Origin of the sequence: Paenibacillus sp. FSL E2-0151, assembly GCF_037993015.1 — a bacterium.
Classification (GTDB): Bacteria; Bacillota; Bacilli; order Paenibacillales; family Paenibacillaceae; genus Paenibacillus; species Paenibacillus amylolyticus.
On sequence record NZ_CP150308.1, the window covers coordinates 4842122 to 4857986 of the forward strand.

The following is a 15865-nucleotide window of genomic DNA, read 5'->3' on the forward strand; positions in this document are numbered from 1 at the left end:
CTTTTTTTGTCGGAATTGCTCAGGCCCTTTGTTCAGAATTTGTTCATTACTGTATGCTATGATATCTAAATAAACAGAAAAAACCCGGTCGCTCCATAAGGAGTACCGGGTTTCCATTAAATTGATTTGCGTATTAATCGTTGTTATTATTGCGTGAACGATTGCGTAAAAATGTCGGAATGTCCAGCTGATCATTGCTCGGCTGATTTCCGAAAGGACGCAGGTTCGGCGAACGTGTATCCGTCGTCTCCGCTGTTGCTGGAGCTGGCTTACGTCCTGGTGGTGGTGGAGCAGGTTTATCTTCAAAACCGGTTGCAATAACCGTAACCTTAATCTCCTCTTTCAGGTCTTCGTCAATGATGGCACCAAAGATCATATTCACTTCCGGGTCGGAAGCAGAAGTTACGATCTCTGCCGCTTCGTTCACTTCATACAGGGACAGATTAACGCCACCCGTAATATTCATGATTACGCCGCGAGCACCTTCAATTGAAGTTTCCAACAAAGGACTCATAATGGCTTTCCGTGCTGCTTCTGCGGCACGATTCTCACCAGTTGATTCACCAATTCCCATAAGGGCTGAACCACGTTCGTGCATAATCGTTTTGACGTCAGCAAAGTCAAGGTTGATTAGACCCGGTACAGCGATCAAATCAGAGATGCCTTGTACAGCTTGACGAAGTACGTTATCCGCTTGACGGAATGCTTCAAGCATAGGAGTCTTTTTGTCTACGATCTCGAGCAAACGATCATTAGGAATCACGATCAGTGTGTCGACTTTTTCCTTGAGAGCTTCAATACCTTGCTCTGCATGGCTGGAACGCTTGCGTCCTTCAAATGTAAATGGACGAGTTACGACACCAACGGTAAGTGCACCACACTCTTTAGCGATTTCGGCAATAACCGGAGCCGCACCTGTACCTGTACCACCGCCCATACCGGCTGTAACAAATACCATGTCTGCACCTTTCAACGTGTTCATGATCAGATCGCGGGACTCTTCCGCTGCTTTTTTACCTACATCCGGGTTGGCGCCAGCACCAAGACCACGAGTCAATTTATCACCGATTTGCAATTTATGCTCGGATTTCGCCAGGTGTAACGCCTGAGCATCCGTATTCACCGTAATAAATTCAACACCTTGTACACCATTTTCAATCATACGGTTGACTGCATTGCTTCCGCCGCCGCCTACACCGATGACTTTAATTTGAGCCAAGCTCTCCATCTCGAAATCAAATTCCAACATATTATTCCATCTCCCCCTCAATGTGCATGGATGGCCCGTCCAATTTTTGATTTGAACCGAATCAATTTCATATATCGACGAACGAAAGCGTTTATTTTAGTACCGGCGCATTCAGACGGCTTCAAGAATGTATGAAATGGATCCAACCTGTTATATAAATTCGCTGAACATATTCTTCAGCCGCTCGAACAGACCGGGTTTTTGCTCCGATTCCTGTGCCGAATTTGGCTTCGGACGGTTGGTCGGTTTCTTGTTGTTATTATTGTTGTTGTTGTTATTTCCACCGCCGTTATTGATCGAGGGACGAATGCGCAAACTGCGAATTACACTGTGCAATATGCCGACTCCGCTTGTAAACCCGGGGTCACGCACACCAATATAATCCGGAACTGCAACTCGTACCGAAGCAGCAAGCTCATGCTGAGCGACCTGCAGAACCCCCGGCATAGAGACCGTACCTCCCGTTAGTATATAACCTCCAGGAAGCTCGTTGTAACCAAGACGCTTCACTTCTTGGGATATCATCTGGAATATTTCTTGAACCCTAGGTTCAATAATTGCTGCCAGATCCTCCTGTGAAAACTCCTTGTCTACATTACTGCCAATTCGGGTGACTTTGAACATCACATCCGCAGCAGCATCATCCAACCAGGCACAGCCATATTTCAGTTTCACCTTCTCCGCCTGATCCGTTAACGTGCGTAAGCCATAGGCGATATCATTTGTTACGAATTCCCCACCTATAGGCAACGTTGATGTTGCAACAAGACTGTCTTCTTCAAAAATGGCGATGGTTGTTGCACCTGCTCCAATATCAACAAGCACTGAACCCATCGTTTTTTCATCTTTGGACAAAGCCAGTTGACCCGCTCCAAGCGACATGAGAACCAGATCGCTTACTTTCAGACCCGCTTTTTCCACGCAGCGCAAAAGATTATGTATCGCGGTTTTTGCACCCGTTATGATCGTTGCTTCAACTTCCAGACGAACACCAATCATACCACGGGGGTCCTGTATTCCCTCCAAGCCATCCACAACATATTGCTTGGCGACAACATCAATAATTTCCCGTTCCGGCGGAACTGCAATGACTTCGGCTGCTTTCAACACCCGTTCCATGTCTTCTTCTCCGATTTCACGATCCTCGTTAGACACAGCCACGACGCCGTGACTGCTCATCAGTCCGATATGATTTCCCGAGATTCCAACATACACTTCGGATATTTGAATACCTACCATACGTTCTGCATGATCCACTGCGTTGCGAATCGACTGCACCGTCTGATCGATATCTACGATTACACCTTTGCGAATTCCCTCCGAGTCGGCAGATCCAACTCCTATAATATTAAAGGTTCCATTATTCATTTCCCCAATAATAGCGCGAATTTTGGATGTACCGATGTCCAAACTAACAATGATGTCATTGTTGCTCAAGTCTGTGGCACCTCCTGACTCCAATAGTAAATTACGTTCGAATTTAAACACTCTTAAAACATATTCAACACACTTCAGGCTTTCCCTCTTTTTTCTACAATGTTTTTGGGTGTCAAAATCTGGTTGCCAGACATAAAACATTGAAGAAAAAAGAAGGAGGCAACTCATGTGCCATAAGTTCAAGTGTATCATTTTTTCTTCATCTCAGAAAGAACAAGTTTCATTGCTCTGACGGGGTCAAACCCCGACCTGCCTAGGCTTTCATATTCAGTCCAGCCTCATCATGGCAAAGATCAGGGGCTTGCTCCTGGTTCAGCATCATCTTCCGGGTCATCCGGGATGAAAGGGACATAGGTATCTGCCTCAAGCATGGTGATTTTCCCAGGCCGTTCGGTCTCAATCACCTGATTCAGATACTCCACTTTATCCGATAAAAGAGAGACGGTTGTAATCACTTCAAACTGCGATTTGGTATACATCCGAATCTGATCCGGAAATGAAGGCGTTGGATTCGGAATAATTTCCGAAATATCCGTCGTCAATTCATTCGGAATTTTAGCCAGTGTCTGGCTCAGTTTGGCTTTGAGTGGATCATCAGCCTTCCATTGGGTTAATATAGGCTTCTCCACAGCAACACCAATTGTTGCCGGAACTGTCAAGCTTGTCCCGCTGGCTAATATCGCTTTTAGCGTACCATCAGAACCAAGCTCATAAGCAACCGTGGCATATTCCTGAACCTTGATATGGATAATCCCCGGAAACTTTTTGTCCACGGTAACGGTGGAAATCGCCTTGATGGTCTTGAGACGCTCAATAACCTCGGCAGTACTTGTCCCAAAAAATTGTTCGCCTTCTTTCAGCCCGCTTTTCTCCAGCAGTTCTGAAGTTGCTGTATATACGTTACCCGTAATTTCAATTGCCGAAATCCGACTCATGGAAGAACGAAAGAATAATACAGCCAGCAATACAATAAATAATAATAAGAGAATAATTACAATTTTGCGGCTTGTGTTTCCTTTTGGCCGATTCTTCTTCAGAACCGGAATTTGACTTTTAGGCATAAGTAGCGCTCCACAAAGCCTCAGGTCCCCTCCCTTCAAGAAGGGGACGCCAAGGACGTTAATTGGCAAAATCCAACTGTTTCGAAACGGGCGACTGTCGCTCAACCGATGCTCCAAGACTTTGGAATAACTTCTCGATCTGATCGTAGCCCCGGTCAATATGATGCACTTGCTCCACAACCGTTTTGCCTTGAGCAGCCAGACCAGCAATGACCAGGGCTGCACCTGCACGAAGATCGGTTGCTTCTACTGTAGCCCCGTACAGACGGGGAACACCACGGATAAATGCTGCGTTCAGATCGACTGAAATATCAGCCCCCATCACATTCAGTTCATCCACATGTTTGAACCGGCCCTCGAATACCGTTTCCTTCATCACACTGAATCCGTCTGCCAGACTGAGCAGCACCATGATTTGCGATTGCAAATCTGTCGGAAACGAAGGATACGGAGAAGTCACAATACGGTCTACTGATTTGGGACGGCTCATACAGCTCACCGTCATTATATCATTGCAGACTGTGATTTGAACACCAGTGCGCTTCAATACATGTATAAGTGAAGTAAGATGAGCAGGATTGCAGTGTGTAAGCGTAACATTGCCTCGTGTTGCTGCTGCTGCAATCATTACGGTTCCGGCCACGATTCGATCCGGTATAATCTCATACGAACAAGGTTTCAGTTTCTCAACGCCATTGATCGTGATTGTATCCGTTCCTGCACCAATAATGCTTGCACCCATAGCATTCAAAAAGTGTTGCAGATCCTGGATTTCAGGTTCTCTTGCGGCGTTGCAGATGGTTGTCGTCCCTTTAGCCATAACGGCTGCCATCATGATATTCTCGGTCGCTCCCACACTTGGGAAGTCCAAATGAATATCTGTACCCACCAGATTGTGCCCATGACAGATAATCTGTTGGTCCTGCTCTTCAATCAAAGCTCCGAGCGCTTCCAGGCCCCGGAGGTGAAGATCAATTTTGCGTTCTCCAATGGCACAGCCTCCTGGCTGATACACTGACACTTGCCCAAACTTAGCCAGCAATGGTCCCATCAAAAAAATGGAAGAGCGCATCTGCTTCATTAGATCTTCTGGCACATCATATGACCGGATAGACGAGGTATTAATCGTCACTGTTCCCTGTTCATGCCGACACGTGCATCCAAGCCGTTCCAGGATATACAGCATCACTTCAATGTCCAGCAAGTGTGGAACGTTATGCAGTGTAACTTCTCCATCTGCCAACAAACTTGCGGCCATAATCGGTAAAGCGGCATTTTTTGCTCCATGGATGCGTATGGATCCTGAGAGGGGTTTCCCGCCTTCAATCACCAATTTGTCCAATGTATCACCTCCGGGGTTTACCGCTCACCCACTACGAAGACTTCCGGTACCAGGTTAATACCGTTTTGAGATGATATAGTGCTCTGTATCTGCTGCATTAGGGTGATAACGTCCTCTGCTGTTGCTTGGCCTGTATTAACAATGAAATTGGCATGCATGGTGGATACCTGTGCGCCTCCCTGGGTCATTCCTTTCAGCCCTGCTGCTTCAATCAGGCGGGCTGCATGATCACCCGGTGGATTTCGGAATACACTACCTGCACATGCCATCTGCAGTGGCTGTGTGCGGCGCCGGCGGTCTTTGTAAGCCGCCATCGTTTCCGAAATGACGTTGCGCTCTCCATGCTGGAGTTCAAACGTAGCTTCCAGCACGATGCCTCTCCGATCATGCAGAACAGAGTGGCGATAGGCAAAATCCATGTCCTCCTTGCTGTAACGTACCAATTCCCCTGTCTCCAGTACAATCTCAGCGAATTTGAATATCCGTGACACATCCGATCCATGCGCGCCTGCATTCATGTATACGGCTCCACCGACAGTGCCGGGGATACCGCTGCCGAATTCCAGACCGGTCCATTCCTTTTTGGCAGCAACCACACTGAGTTTAACAAAAGAATGCGCCGCTCCGGCGGTTACACCGCCTTCGTGAAATTCGGCATAATCAAAGCCCTCGCCTGGTTTCACCACAACACCACGTATTCCTTTGTCTGACACCAGCATGTTTGAGCCCCGTCCTAGTTGCATCCACGGAATCTGATACGTGTGAAGCAATTGAACGAGATTCATCATCTGCTCTTTATTCTCGGGAATGACCAGTGCATCCGCAGGACCGCCGATCTTCCATGTGGTGTATTTGGCTAGCGATTCGTTTTCAAGAACTCTGCCAACATTATTCTGGGATAGTAACGATATCCACTGATGCATGTTTGCTTCCTCCTTTGCTTCAAAACCGATGAGCACGGTATGTTCTGTTATTACAGACCGTGTTCTGGCGCCATGGAACGATGGTCACGATTTATACGGTATCTTATGTCAGCCCCGTCTTGTGTGTGACAATCGCCCACAATCACACTTTATCGGTGTGCAGCAAGACGCTGAATTTCATGAACAAGCACTTCAGCTGCATCGGGTTTCCCCAGTTTCCGGGAGGCTTCAGCCATTCGTTTGCGTCCCGATTCATCATTCATAATCTTGGCGATGGCTTGATACAAGACTTTGCCTGTAAGATCCTTCTCCAGCATCGTGAGTGATGCGCCTCCACCTTCAAGCGTGCGTGCATTGGCTTCCTGATGATTATTAGTCACGTTAGGTGACGGAATCAGGATCGAAGGAATACCCAGTGATGTAATCTCCGCAAGGAATGATGCACCTGCGCGGTTTACAATCAAGGATGTGCAGGCAAGCACCTCAGGCATATTATGCACGTAAGGCAGGACATGCAGGTGGTTTGGCATCGTACCCAATGAGCTGCGAATGGCTTCACGCGTTTCATCAAAATAGGTATCGCCTGTCACGTAAACGACATGTACATCGTCCAGTTGTTCCAGCATTGGAGCCATGTCCACCATGGCCTGATTGATTGCTTTTGCCCCGCGACTGCCACCAACCACAAGAACAACACGGCTGTTCATCGGTACACCTAACGTTGCAAAACCACGATCACGGCTAGCCTGGGCTACCGTAGTCGCTCGCGGATTACCGGTGTAAATCACCCTTTTTGCGCCGGAAAATGATTTTTCAGAACCTTCAAAGCTAACGGCAACCGTGTCCACATAACGCATCAAAAATTTGTTCGTCAGACCAGGGATGGCGTTCTGTTCATGAATTATACTCGGAATTCCCAGTTTTGTTGCTGCATATACCACAGGTCCACACACATATCCACCTGTACCAATCACAACATCCGGTTTGAATTCCTTCAGCATTTTTTTGGACTTGCGTACACCTTGAATGAAACGCATGACCGTTTTTAGGTTGTCGATGGACAATTTCCGCCGAAAGCCCGTAATATCAATGGATTTAAAAGGAATATTTTCTTGGGGAACCAGTTTACTTTCCAGACCTCTGGTTCCTCCGATGTATAGAAATGTCGAGTCCGGATTCTCCGCCTCGCATTGTCTTGCTATGGCAACGGCCGGATAGATATGTCCACCCGTACCGCCACCGCTTAGAACGACTCGCATCGCATAGTCACCTCGCATAACGGGATAAATTCACTAAAATACCCAGTGCTGTGAGCATGAGGGTCAATGATGATCCGCCGTAACTGATCAGAGGCAATGTAATGCCCGTAACAGGCATCATGCCAATGACAACACCAATGTTAATAATGACCTGTACGGCGACCATACCTACGATACCAACACCAAGCAGACTGCCGAAGGCATCCGGAACGGTCATGGCTACACGCATCCCTCTCCACACCAGCACCAAAAACAACAATAATACAATCATTCCACCTATAAAGCCGAGTTCTTCGGCCAAAATACTAAAAATAAAGTCCGTTTGCGGTTCAGGTACATAACTGTACTTCTGCCGGCTCATACCCAGTCCCAATCCCGCCAGTCCTCCAGGACCAATCGCGTATAAAGATTGAATGATCTGATATCCGGCACCCAGCGGATCGGACCACGGGTCCAAAAACGCTGTGATACGCTGCAGCCGATAGGGTGCTGCTGCAATCAAAGCTGCAAACCCTGCTACGCCGCCAAGAGCAAGCAAGCTCAGATGTTTCATTCGCGCTCCGGCTGTGAAAATAATAAGCATCGATGCACCCATCATCACGGTGCCAGTCCCCAAATCAGGTTGCAGCATAATAATCCCAAAAGCCAAACCAATCAATCCCAGCGGTGGCAGAAGCCCCGTTGTGAAGGTTTTGATTTTGCCCGGTTCCTTGCTCAGCCAGTGAGCGAGAAACAGAATCATGCCCAACTTCATGAATTCTGAGGGCTGAATACCGAACGAACCAATGCCCAGCCAACTTCGTGCACCACCGCGAACTACACCAATTCCAGGAATGAGCACCCCAATGAGCATAATAAAACAGGCAATCAATATAGGCTTGGCATATTTCCTCCACACCCGGTAGTCTACATTAGCAGTTACGAACATGGCCACAAGCCCAAGCACCGCAAACAGGGCCTGTCTTTTTACAAAATAAAATGAATCGCCATAGTCATGAAAGGCAAGCACCGAGCCCGCACTATATACCATAATAATGCCGATGGCAAGCAATGCCAAAATACAAATCAGCAACCAAATATCTGGTGCCGGTCGCGTCTGTTTCATCAGGAGGCCACCCCTTGCATGGAAGTAGGGGCTTTTCCACCCCCCTACTTACAAGTTATGCGCCGCCTCTTTAAAAATGCGTCCCCGCTCTTCATAGGAAGCAAACATGTCCCAACTTGCACATGCCGGGGATAACAAAACGACATCACCGGCACTGGCAAGCTTCGATGCTTCCTGCACAGCAACGGTTAACGTCCGGGCAGCGTCCTCCTCATTATCGACGACCTTAATTTGCTTTAATCCGGCAAGTTCCGCGACCTTGGCAATTTTTGTCCGTGTTTCTCCAATTGCAACGACAGCTTTTACCCGTTCCTGGAACAAGGGTAACAACTCCATCATGTCTGACCCGCGATCCAACCCTCCAGCAATTAATACAACCGGTTCCTTGAACGAATTCAGAGCCATAACCGTAGCTTTCGAATTGGTCGCTTTGGAGTTGTTGTAGTATGCAGAGCCGTTATGCTCCAGGACATATTCAAGTCGGTGTTCAACTCCCTTGAAGTCTGCAAGCGGAGCAGCCAGCACCGCAGGATCAGCTCCTGCCGCTACGGCGATAGCCACAGCAGCCAGTGCATTTTCCACATTAAATCGCCCAGGAAGGCCAATGTCCTCAACGTCGATAATGATGTGGTGATCTCCGTTTTCATCCGCGTAGATTACCTGACGCTTCACATCATCCGCTTCTCCATCCACATAAGGAGGATCTGCATACACACCTGTATCCAATTTCTCTGTCACGGAGAAGGGGATCAATCTGCCTTTGATGTAAGGAACCAGACCACGACATACCGCATCATCCCAATTCAGGATGGCTACGTCGTCAGGCTGCTGATTGGCGAATAGTTTGGCTTTGGAAGCCACATAATCATCCATGTTCCCGTGATAATCCAGATGTGTCTCAGCAACGTTAAGTAAGCTGGCAATCCGGGGTCGGAAATCAACCGTTCCTTTGAGCTGGAAACTACTAAGCTCAACAACCATCCAGTTATCTGGAGAAGCTTGCTCTGCCGCTTCACAGAGAGGTGTTCCGATATTACCGGCAACGATCGGCTTGAGGCCAGCATGCTCCAACATTTTACCCACCCAAGTGGTGGTTGTTGTTTTGCCGTTGGATCCCGTAATCCCGATCATGGGTGCAGCACATAGATGATAAGCAACCTCTACTTCGGTCACCACTTCAATGCCCAATGCCAAAGCTTGCTGCACAGGAGCTGCATGGTATGGGATACCGGGGTTTTTGACAACCAGCTTCACACCACTGTGAATCAGATCATCCGGATGCCCTCCGCATACAACAGAAATTCCCAAAGCCTCCAATTCGGAAGCTTCGGGACATTGATCTCTCTCTTTTTTATCATTTACTGTAACCTTCGCTCCGGCGCGATCCAGCACCTTGGCGACCTGTACGCCGCTTTTGGCCAATCCGAGCACGACTACTTGTTGTCCGCGATATGATTCAGGATGGTTCATGATCTACAACCCCTTGTTGAGATAAAGTCCAAGAGCGGCCAAAATTGCGCCTACCGCCCAAAAGGTAATAACAACCCGCCATTCTGACCAACCACTTAATTCAAAGTGATGGTGAATGGGGCTCATTTTGAATACACGCTTGCCACGAGTCTTGAATGATACCACTTGAATAATGACAGACAGGATCTCGATAACAAAAATACCGCCAATGATGACAAATAGAAGCTCTGTCTTGGTTACAATCGCTACCGCACCAATCGCACCGCCAATCCCCAGAGAACCGGTGTCTCCCATAAACACTTTGGCCGGATGTGCATTGTATACCAGAAAACCAAGTACGGCTCCGATCATCGCTGCTGCACACACTGCTGCCGGCATCGACGTGGCTTGCATCGCCACAATGGCAAACGCGCCAAAGGCAATTGCACTTACCCCTGACAGCAAACCATCCAGACCGTCGGTAAAGTTAACCGCATTGGTAATGGCAAGCATCATGAATACGACAAAAGGATAATAGAACCATCCGGTCCAGTCAAACGAGAATGACGTTCCCGGAATAGAGATGGCTGTGCTGTGTCCATTCTGGATCAGCAAGAAACACATCACTGCACTGAAGAACAATTGACCCAGCATTTTTTGTCTGGCTGTCAGTCCCAGCGAACGTTTGAACACAATTTTGATGTAATCATCCAGGAAGCCAATCAGCCCGAATCCCAGCGTAGCCACGAGCAAGACATAAAAGTCTGTATTCTTGACTGCTGAAAATTTCAAAAAGGCCAATGTGAACGCAACTAAAATGACGACTCCACCCATTGTAGGTGTTCCGCTTTTTTTCAAATGGCTCTGAGGCCCATCTTCCCTAACTTGCTGTCCGAATTTCATTCGACGTAACAGCGGAATCAGGAGCGGTGCGGCAATCACCGCCAGAATAAATGAAACGCCGATTGTTAACAGTAATACCTGAAAATCCATGGGTTCACCCCTCTAGTCTACTCGATTCTGTAATGGTGCTATTTGTAGTGCTTCGACCACGTCCTCCAGCTTCATGCCTCTTGAAGCTTTGAACAAAACAACGTCTCTGGGATGTAGTTTATCCAGTAGATAACGGGTCATTTCTTCTTTATCTATAAAAGCATGCACAGCCTCTGTAGGCATATGCTTGCTTGCTCCTTCAGCAATCTTAGCTGATAGCGGACCATATACCAGCACCATGTCCATTTTGGCCGATGTGATATACTCTCCGATTCCGTAATGCAGATCCTGCTCTTGGGGACCGAGTTCAAGCATATCACCAAGCACAGCCACTTTCATGCGGTATCCTTTCAGACCTTCTAGTACATCGATTGCGGCCTTCATGGAGGTTGGACTTGCATTGTATGCATCATTCAGCAGGGTTAGACCACTAACGCCTTGCGTAACCTCAATACGCATGCCTGTCAGTTTCAAGCGAGACAATCCCGCGGCAATCTGCTCCGTCGTCACTTTGAAATGACGGGCTACTGCCAAAGCAGCCAGACAGTTAACGACATTATGCGTTCCTAGCAGAGGTAGCGTAAATGCATGTTCTCCAGACTGTTTGGTGGTGAAAACTACCCCGTTCTGCGCATTCATAAGTCCGGTAGGATAGTCATCATTATCGGTTTGCAGACCAAATGTAAACCGCTGCAATCCATCGGGTTGTTTCGTTGCGGGTTCTTCAAGGACTTGTGCAATTAAAGGCTCGTCTCCGTTGTAGATCAGTAACCCGCCAGGCTTCAATCCCGCGGCAATCTCGGCTTTGGCTCTGGCAATCTCCAGTCTGGACCCCAGCTGAAGCAGATGTGATTCACCAATATTGGTAATGACCGCTACATCAGGCTGCGCAATAACCGACAGATCGTTAATTTCCCCGCGACCACTCATACCCATCTCCAAAATGATAATCTCGGTATCCGGGTCCATGCTTAGTACAGTCAGTGGTAAACCAATGTGATTATTGAAGTTGCCTTGCGTCTTATGCACTTTGAACGTCGTCGAGAGAATGGTATCTACGATGTCCTTTGTTGTTGTCTTGCCGTTGCTGCCTGTAATGCCGACTACAGCCGCTTTATTCTCCGTTAGATAAGCAGATGCGAGTGCTTGCAGCGCGACAAGTGTGTCGTCAACAACAATGACAGCTCCTTGTGGCGGAATACCATGATCCTTTTGCCAGATCGCGCCTGCAGCCCCCTTCTCTAGACAGACTTGCACAAATTCGTGTCCGTCAAACCTTTCACCCACTAGCGGGATAAATAAACTGCCTTCCAGAGGTTTACGCGAATCGGTAAACACCCCTTCGACCATTACATTGCCATGAGCAGCAACGTCACTTAATGTCCCTCCACACATCTCGGCCAATTGTGCCAATGTTCTTTTTATCAATTGGATTTGCCCCTTATCGCTTCTTTAGCTATGATTCGGTCATCAAAATCGGTTTTGGTTGTGCCGATAATCTGATAGGTCTCGTGACCCTTGCCCGCAATCAATACTACATCGGCTGGGCTTGCCATTTCAATAGCTTCATGAATCGCCTGGCGTCGATCCACAATCATCGTATAACGTTCAGCAGGAACGGATTCTTCAATCAGGCCCTGTTCAATGTCTTTAAGAATCAGATCCGGATCTTCTGTCCGTGGATTATCGGAAGTAACCAGTACAAAATCACTATAATTCGCAGCAATTTTCCCCATGAGAGGGCGTTTGGTACGGTCCCTGTCACCACCACAGCCAAACACGCAGATCACACGTCCTTCGGCAAATTCCTTCACCGTACGCAACACATTCTCAAGTCCATCCGGTGTATGGGCATAATCGACAATAACAGCAAATGGCTGTCCTTCGTCCACTCCTTCAACACGTCCATCCACGCCCGGAACCGTCTCCAGACTGCGCTTGATCTCTTCCAGCGGAATTCCTTCAACCAGCGCTGCAGAGATTGCTGCCATTGCATTGTATACATTGAATTTGCCTACCATGCGCAAGCGAATATCTGTGCTGCCTGCAAATGTATCCACGTGGAAAGAAGTTCCCTGAGACGTGATTGAGATTTGGGATGCGCGTACATCCGCCTTTTCACCCATGCCATATGTAATCACTTCAGCCGCAGTCACAGAGATGAAATAATCCGCTGCCGGGTCATCTGCATTGATAACAGCGAATTTACGCTGTGAGACATCTTCCGTATAACCGTTACCCAGACGTGCAAAGAATAATCCTTTGGCCCCGCGATATTCCTCCATGGAATGGTGGTAGTCCAAATGATCCTGCGTCAGGTTAGTAAATACCGCAGTACGGAAATTTGTTCCCTTTACTCGCCCTTGTTCCAATGCGTGAGAAGAAACTTCCATAACACAGCAGTCCGTACCCTTCTGAACCATATCATGCAGACTACGCTGCAGATCAAGCGCCTCTGGTGTTGTTCCTGACATCGGGTAGGTGCGACCGTCATACCGCATTTGAATAGTACCGATCAATCCCGTCTTGCGCCCGTAATCACTCATGATTTTTTCAATCAAATAGGTGGTCGTTGTTTTTCCGTTCGTTCCCGTTACACCAATCATATTCATCTTCTGGCTTGGAGAGTCAAAAAAGAAATCTGCCAGCACAGCCATCGCAAATCGGCTGTCCTTCACCAGCAATTGTGGTACAGGCAGATCCAGCTGCCGTTCAACCACCAATGCAACTGCACCGGCATTTACAGCTTTTTCTGCATAATCATGACCATCTACCGTATGTCCCGGAAGACAGATAAACAGATCACCCGGTTTTACCTGCCGGGAATCTGTCTGAAGGTTTTGGCATTCTGTATTTGATTCGCCCACGAGGCGGGCGGTGGTCAGCATCGATGCAAATTGTTTTAAAAGCACATGAATAACCTCACTTTTCCAATTATACTTCTGTTTTAACATATGTCTGTATTTATTAATATCGTCAATACAACCCAATAATGAAACGCACTTGGATGAATTTTGTTGCGCTAGAAGCCTCAAACTACCCCTAAGTCCTGTTATTCATCCTTTGTGTGATCATGTGCATCGTTCAGTACGTTCCCCATATAAATGCGGATGGTTGATCCCTGATCTACCCTCGCCCCAGGTTTGGGTGCCTGATTAATCACGTATTTACCACTGCCAGACTTCGCCAGCATAAAATTCATGTTCAGGTCTTCGTACAGATCTTCAACTGTAGCTCCTGTCAGGTCTGGGACTGTCACGATTTTGGTTTCACCATACTTGTATTCTTTGGCGACCTGATCCTTCCGAACAGGTACATTCATATAATGCAAAGCATCTTCAAGGATGTTCTGCACAATCGGGGCGGCAACCACACCTCCGAACTGAATTCCTTTGGGATTATCAACTGCGGTATAGACCACAATCTGTGGATCATCTGCCGGTGCAAATCCGATAAAGGATACGATATGCTCAGTCGAGGAATAACGTCCGTTGATAACCTTCTGGGCTGTACCTGTTTTGCCACCGACCCGGTATCCATCAATGAATGCCGGACGCCCGGTACCTTTTGCGACAACACTCTCGAGTGCTTCACGTACTTGTTTGGATGTATTCTCCGAGATCACCTGACGAACCAGTTCCGGCTTGGCCTCTTCCATGACTTCTCCCGTTACCGGATGGACCCACGCTTTCGTAACATATGGCTTGTAAAGTTTACCCCCATTGATGGCCGCTGACACAGCTGCTACTTGCTGAATAGGCGTAACCGATACACCTTGACCAAAAGCAGTTGTTGCAAGTTCGACAGGTCCTACTCTCGACAGTTTGAATAGAATTCCACTGGCTTCTCCACTGAGGTCAATTCCCGTTTTGGTACCGAAGCCAAAGTCTTTAATATAGGAGAAGAGCGATTCTTTGCCCAGCCTCTGCCCCAGAGCTACAAATCCCGGGTTGCATGAGTTCTCCACCACTTGCAAAAAGGTCTGACTTCCGTGGCCGCCCTTTTTCCAGCAACGCAGACGAGCTCCACCCACCTCAACATATCCGGGATCAAAAAATTGATCCTGTTGCAGATTGACCTTTTTCTCTTCAAGCGCTGCTGCCAAGGTAATAATCTTGAACGTAGAACCCGGTTCGTACGTCATCCAGATCGGTAAATTGCGATTGTATATCTCCGCGGGATATTGCTGATAATCGGCAGGTTCGTATCCCGGTCTGCTGGACATCCCCAAAATTTCACCCGTTTTCGGATTCATCGCTATGGCCAATGCTGAGTTCGCCTGGAACTTCACCATGGCCTGATCCAGTTCTCTCTCCATGATGGACTGAATGGATTTATCAATGGTCAGCTTGAGGTTAAGGCCGTCCTTCGGTTCCACATACTTCTCGGATGAGCCCGGCATTAGCCTTCCGGCCGCATCGGACAAGTAGGACACACTGCCATTCAAACCATTCAGCTTATCATCATATTTCTTCTCGACACCCGTTAAGCCCTGATTATCAATGCCCGTAAAACCAAGAATATGGGCAGCCAAATCATCATAAGGATAAAAACGTTTATTGTCTTCAGCAACAACGATACCCGGAAGCTTCAAATCACGGATGCGCTGAGCTTTCTCCATCGTAATTTTGCGGCCGCCGGGTTGTAGTCGTACAATGAGTTCTCGTTTCTTGATGGTTGCGAGCACTTTTTCTTCCGTCATCCCAAGCAATGGGGCCAGCGCTTTAGCCGTCGTTTCAGCTTCTTTAACCTGAGCCGGAATGGCCATAATGGTTGGTGTTGTCACATTATAGGCCAGAGAGGTTCCATTTCGATCCAGGATCTCCCCTCGCTTGGCTGAGTAAGGAATATTACGCCGCCAGGATTCTTCTGCTTTTGCTGACAATTCAGGGCCTTCCCCGAGCTGTACATAAGCAAGCCTGATCATCAGGGCCGAAAATAACAAAACTAAAATCATTAAACTCCATAGCAACCTGCGTCGCAGATTTACGCTTGATCCCTTCACTAAAAGATCCCCCCACTCGTCCCAAAATCATGACATTCGTTC

12 protein-coding genes are annotated in these 15865 nt (G+C 47.8%); all 12 read right to left on the reverse strand.

Annotated features, from left to right (window positions below; genetic code table 11):
* Window positions 1–133: 133 nt before the first annotated feature.
* Window positions 134–1249, reverse strand: a complete 1116-nt coding sequence (ftsZ, locus tag MHI55_RS21815; protein WP_017687306.1) for a cell division protein FtsZ — start codon at window positions 1247–1249, stop codon at window positions 134–136.
* 150 nt (window positions 1250–1399) lie between these two features.
* The gene (gene ftsA, locus MHI55_RS21820) at window positions 1400–2686 is read right to left on the reverse strand and encodes a cell division protein FtsA (protein WP_127545343.1); all 1287 of its coding nucleotides are present in this window, start codon (window positions 2684–2686) and stop codon (window positions 1400–1402) included.
* 293 nt (window positions 2687–2979) lie between these two features.
* Window positions 2980–3747: an FtsQ-type POTRA domain-containing protein gene (locus MHI55_RS21825; RefSeq protein ID WP_036614865.1), complete on the reverse strand. Its 768-nt coding sequence runs from the start codon at window positions 3745–3747 to the stop codon at window positions 2980–2982.
* A gap of 58 nt (window positions 3748–3805) precedes the next feature.
* The gene (murA, locus tag MHI55_RS21830) at window positions 3806–5089 is read right to left on the reverse strand and encodes a UDP-N-acetylglucosamine 1-carboxyvinyltransferase (RefSeq protein ID WP_036614867.1); all 1284 of its coding nucleotides are present in this window, start codon (window positions 5087–5089) and stop codon (window positions 3806–3808) included.
* 17 nt (window positions 5090–5106) lie between these two features.
* Window positions 5107–6012 carry a UDP-N-acetylmuramate dehydrogenase gene (gene murB / locus MHI55_RS21835; RefSeq protein WP_076250757.1) on the reverse strand — a complete coding sequence of 302 codons (906 nt, stop codon included), beginning with the start codon at window positions 6010–6012 and terminating at the stop codon, window positions 5107–5109.
* A gap of 149 nt (window positions 6013–6161) precedes the next feature.
* Window positions 6162–7271 (reverse strand): undecaprenyldiphospho-muramoylpentapeptide beta-N-acetylglucosaminyltransferase, encoded by a 1110-nt coding sequence (gene murG / locus MHI55_RS21840; protein ID WP_101314794.1) that lies wholly within the window; start codon window positions 7269–7271, stop codon window positions 6162–6164.
* A gap of 7 nt (window positions 7272–7278) precedes the next feature.
* Window positions 7279–8376, reverse strand: coding sequence for a stage V sporulation protein E (spoVE, locus tag MHI55_RS21845; RefSeq protein ID WP_100527061.1), 1098 nt, complete (start codon window positions 8374–8376; stop codon window positions 7279–7281).
* Between the two features lie 48 nt (window positions 8377–8424).
* Window positions 8425–9846 (reverse strand): UDP-N-acetylmuramoyl-L-alanine--D-glutamate ligase, encoded by a 1422-nt coding sequence (gene murD / locus MHI55_RS21850; protein WP_076250750.1) that lies wholly within the window; start codon window positions 9844–9846, stop codon window positions 8425–8427.
* Window positions 9847–9849: 3 nt separating this feature from the next.
* Window positions 9850–10818, reverse strand: coding sequence for a phospho-N-acetylmuramoyl-pentapeptide-transferase (gene mraY / locus MHI55_RS21855; protein WP_047843751.1), 969 nt, complete (start codon window positions 10816–10818; stop codon window positions 9850–9852).
* Between the two features lie 12 nt (window positions 10819–10830).
* A complete protein-coding gene (murF, locus tag MHI55_RS21860) occupies window positions 10831–12243 on the reverse strand; it encodes a UDP-N-acetylmuramoyl-tripeptide--D-alanyl-D-alanine ligase (RefSeq protein WP_340390626.1) in 1413 nt (470 codons plus the stop codon).
* On the reverse strand, window positions 12243–13730 hold the full coding sequence (locus MHI55_RS21865) for a UDP-N-acetylmuramoyl-L-alanyl-D-glutamate--2,6-diaminopimelate ligase (RefSeq protein ID WP_076250748.1): 1488 nt from the start codon (window positions 13728–13730) through the stop codon (window positions 12243–12245). Before MHI55_RS21865 ends, murF begins: the two co-directional genes overlap by 1 nt.
* A 140-nt stretch (window positions 13731–13870) precedes the next feature.
* Window positions 13871–15823 carry a stage V sporulation protein D gene (locus tag MHI55_RS21870; protein WP_036614879.1) on the reverse strand — a complete coding sequence of 651 codons (1953 nt, stop codon included), beginning with the start codon at window positions 15821–15823 and terminating at the stop codon, window positions 13871–13873.
* Between the last annotated feature and the right edge of the window lie 42 nt (window positions 15824–15865).

Coding starts and splice junctions, on each gene's coding strand:
- spoVE (WP_100527061.1), bottom strand. CDS start 8,376: ATGAAACAGACGCGACCGGCACCAGATATTTGGTTGCTGATTTGTATT.
- murG (WP_101314794.1), bottom strand. CDS start 7,271: ATGCGAGTCGTTCTAAGCGGTGGCGGTACGGGTGGACATATCTATCCG.
- mraY (WP_047843751.1), bottom strand. CDS start 10,818: ATGGATTTTCAGGTATTACTGTTAACAATCGGCGTTTCATTTATTCTG.
- MHI55_RS21825 (WP_036614865.1), bottom strand. CDS start 3,747: ATGCCTAAAAGTCAAATTCCGGTTCTGAAGAAGAATCGGCCAAAAGGA.
- murD (WP_076250750.1), bottom strand. CDS start 9,846: ATGAACCATCCTGAATCATATCGCGGACAACAAGTAGTCGTGCTCGGA.
- murB (WP_076250757.1), bottom strand. CDS start 6,012: ATGCATCAGTGGATATCGTTACTATCCCAGAATAATGTTGGCAGAGTT.
- ftsZ (WP_017687306.1), bottom strand. CDS start 1,249: ATGTTGGAATTTGATTTCGAGATGGAGAGCTTGGCTCAAATTAAAGTC.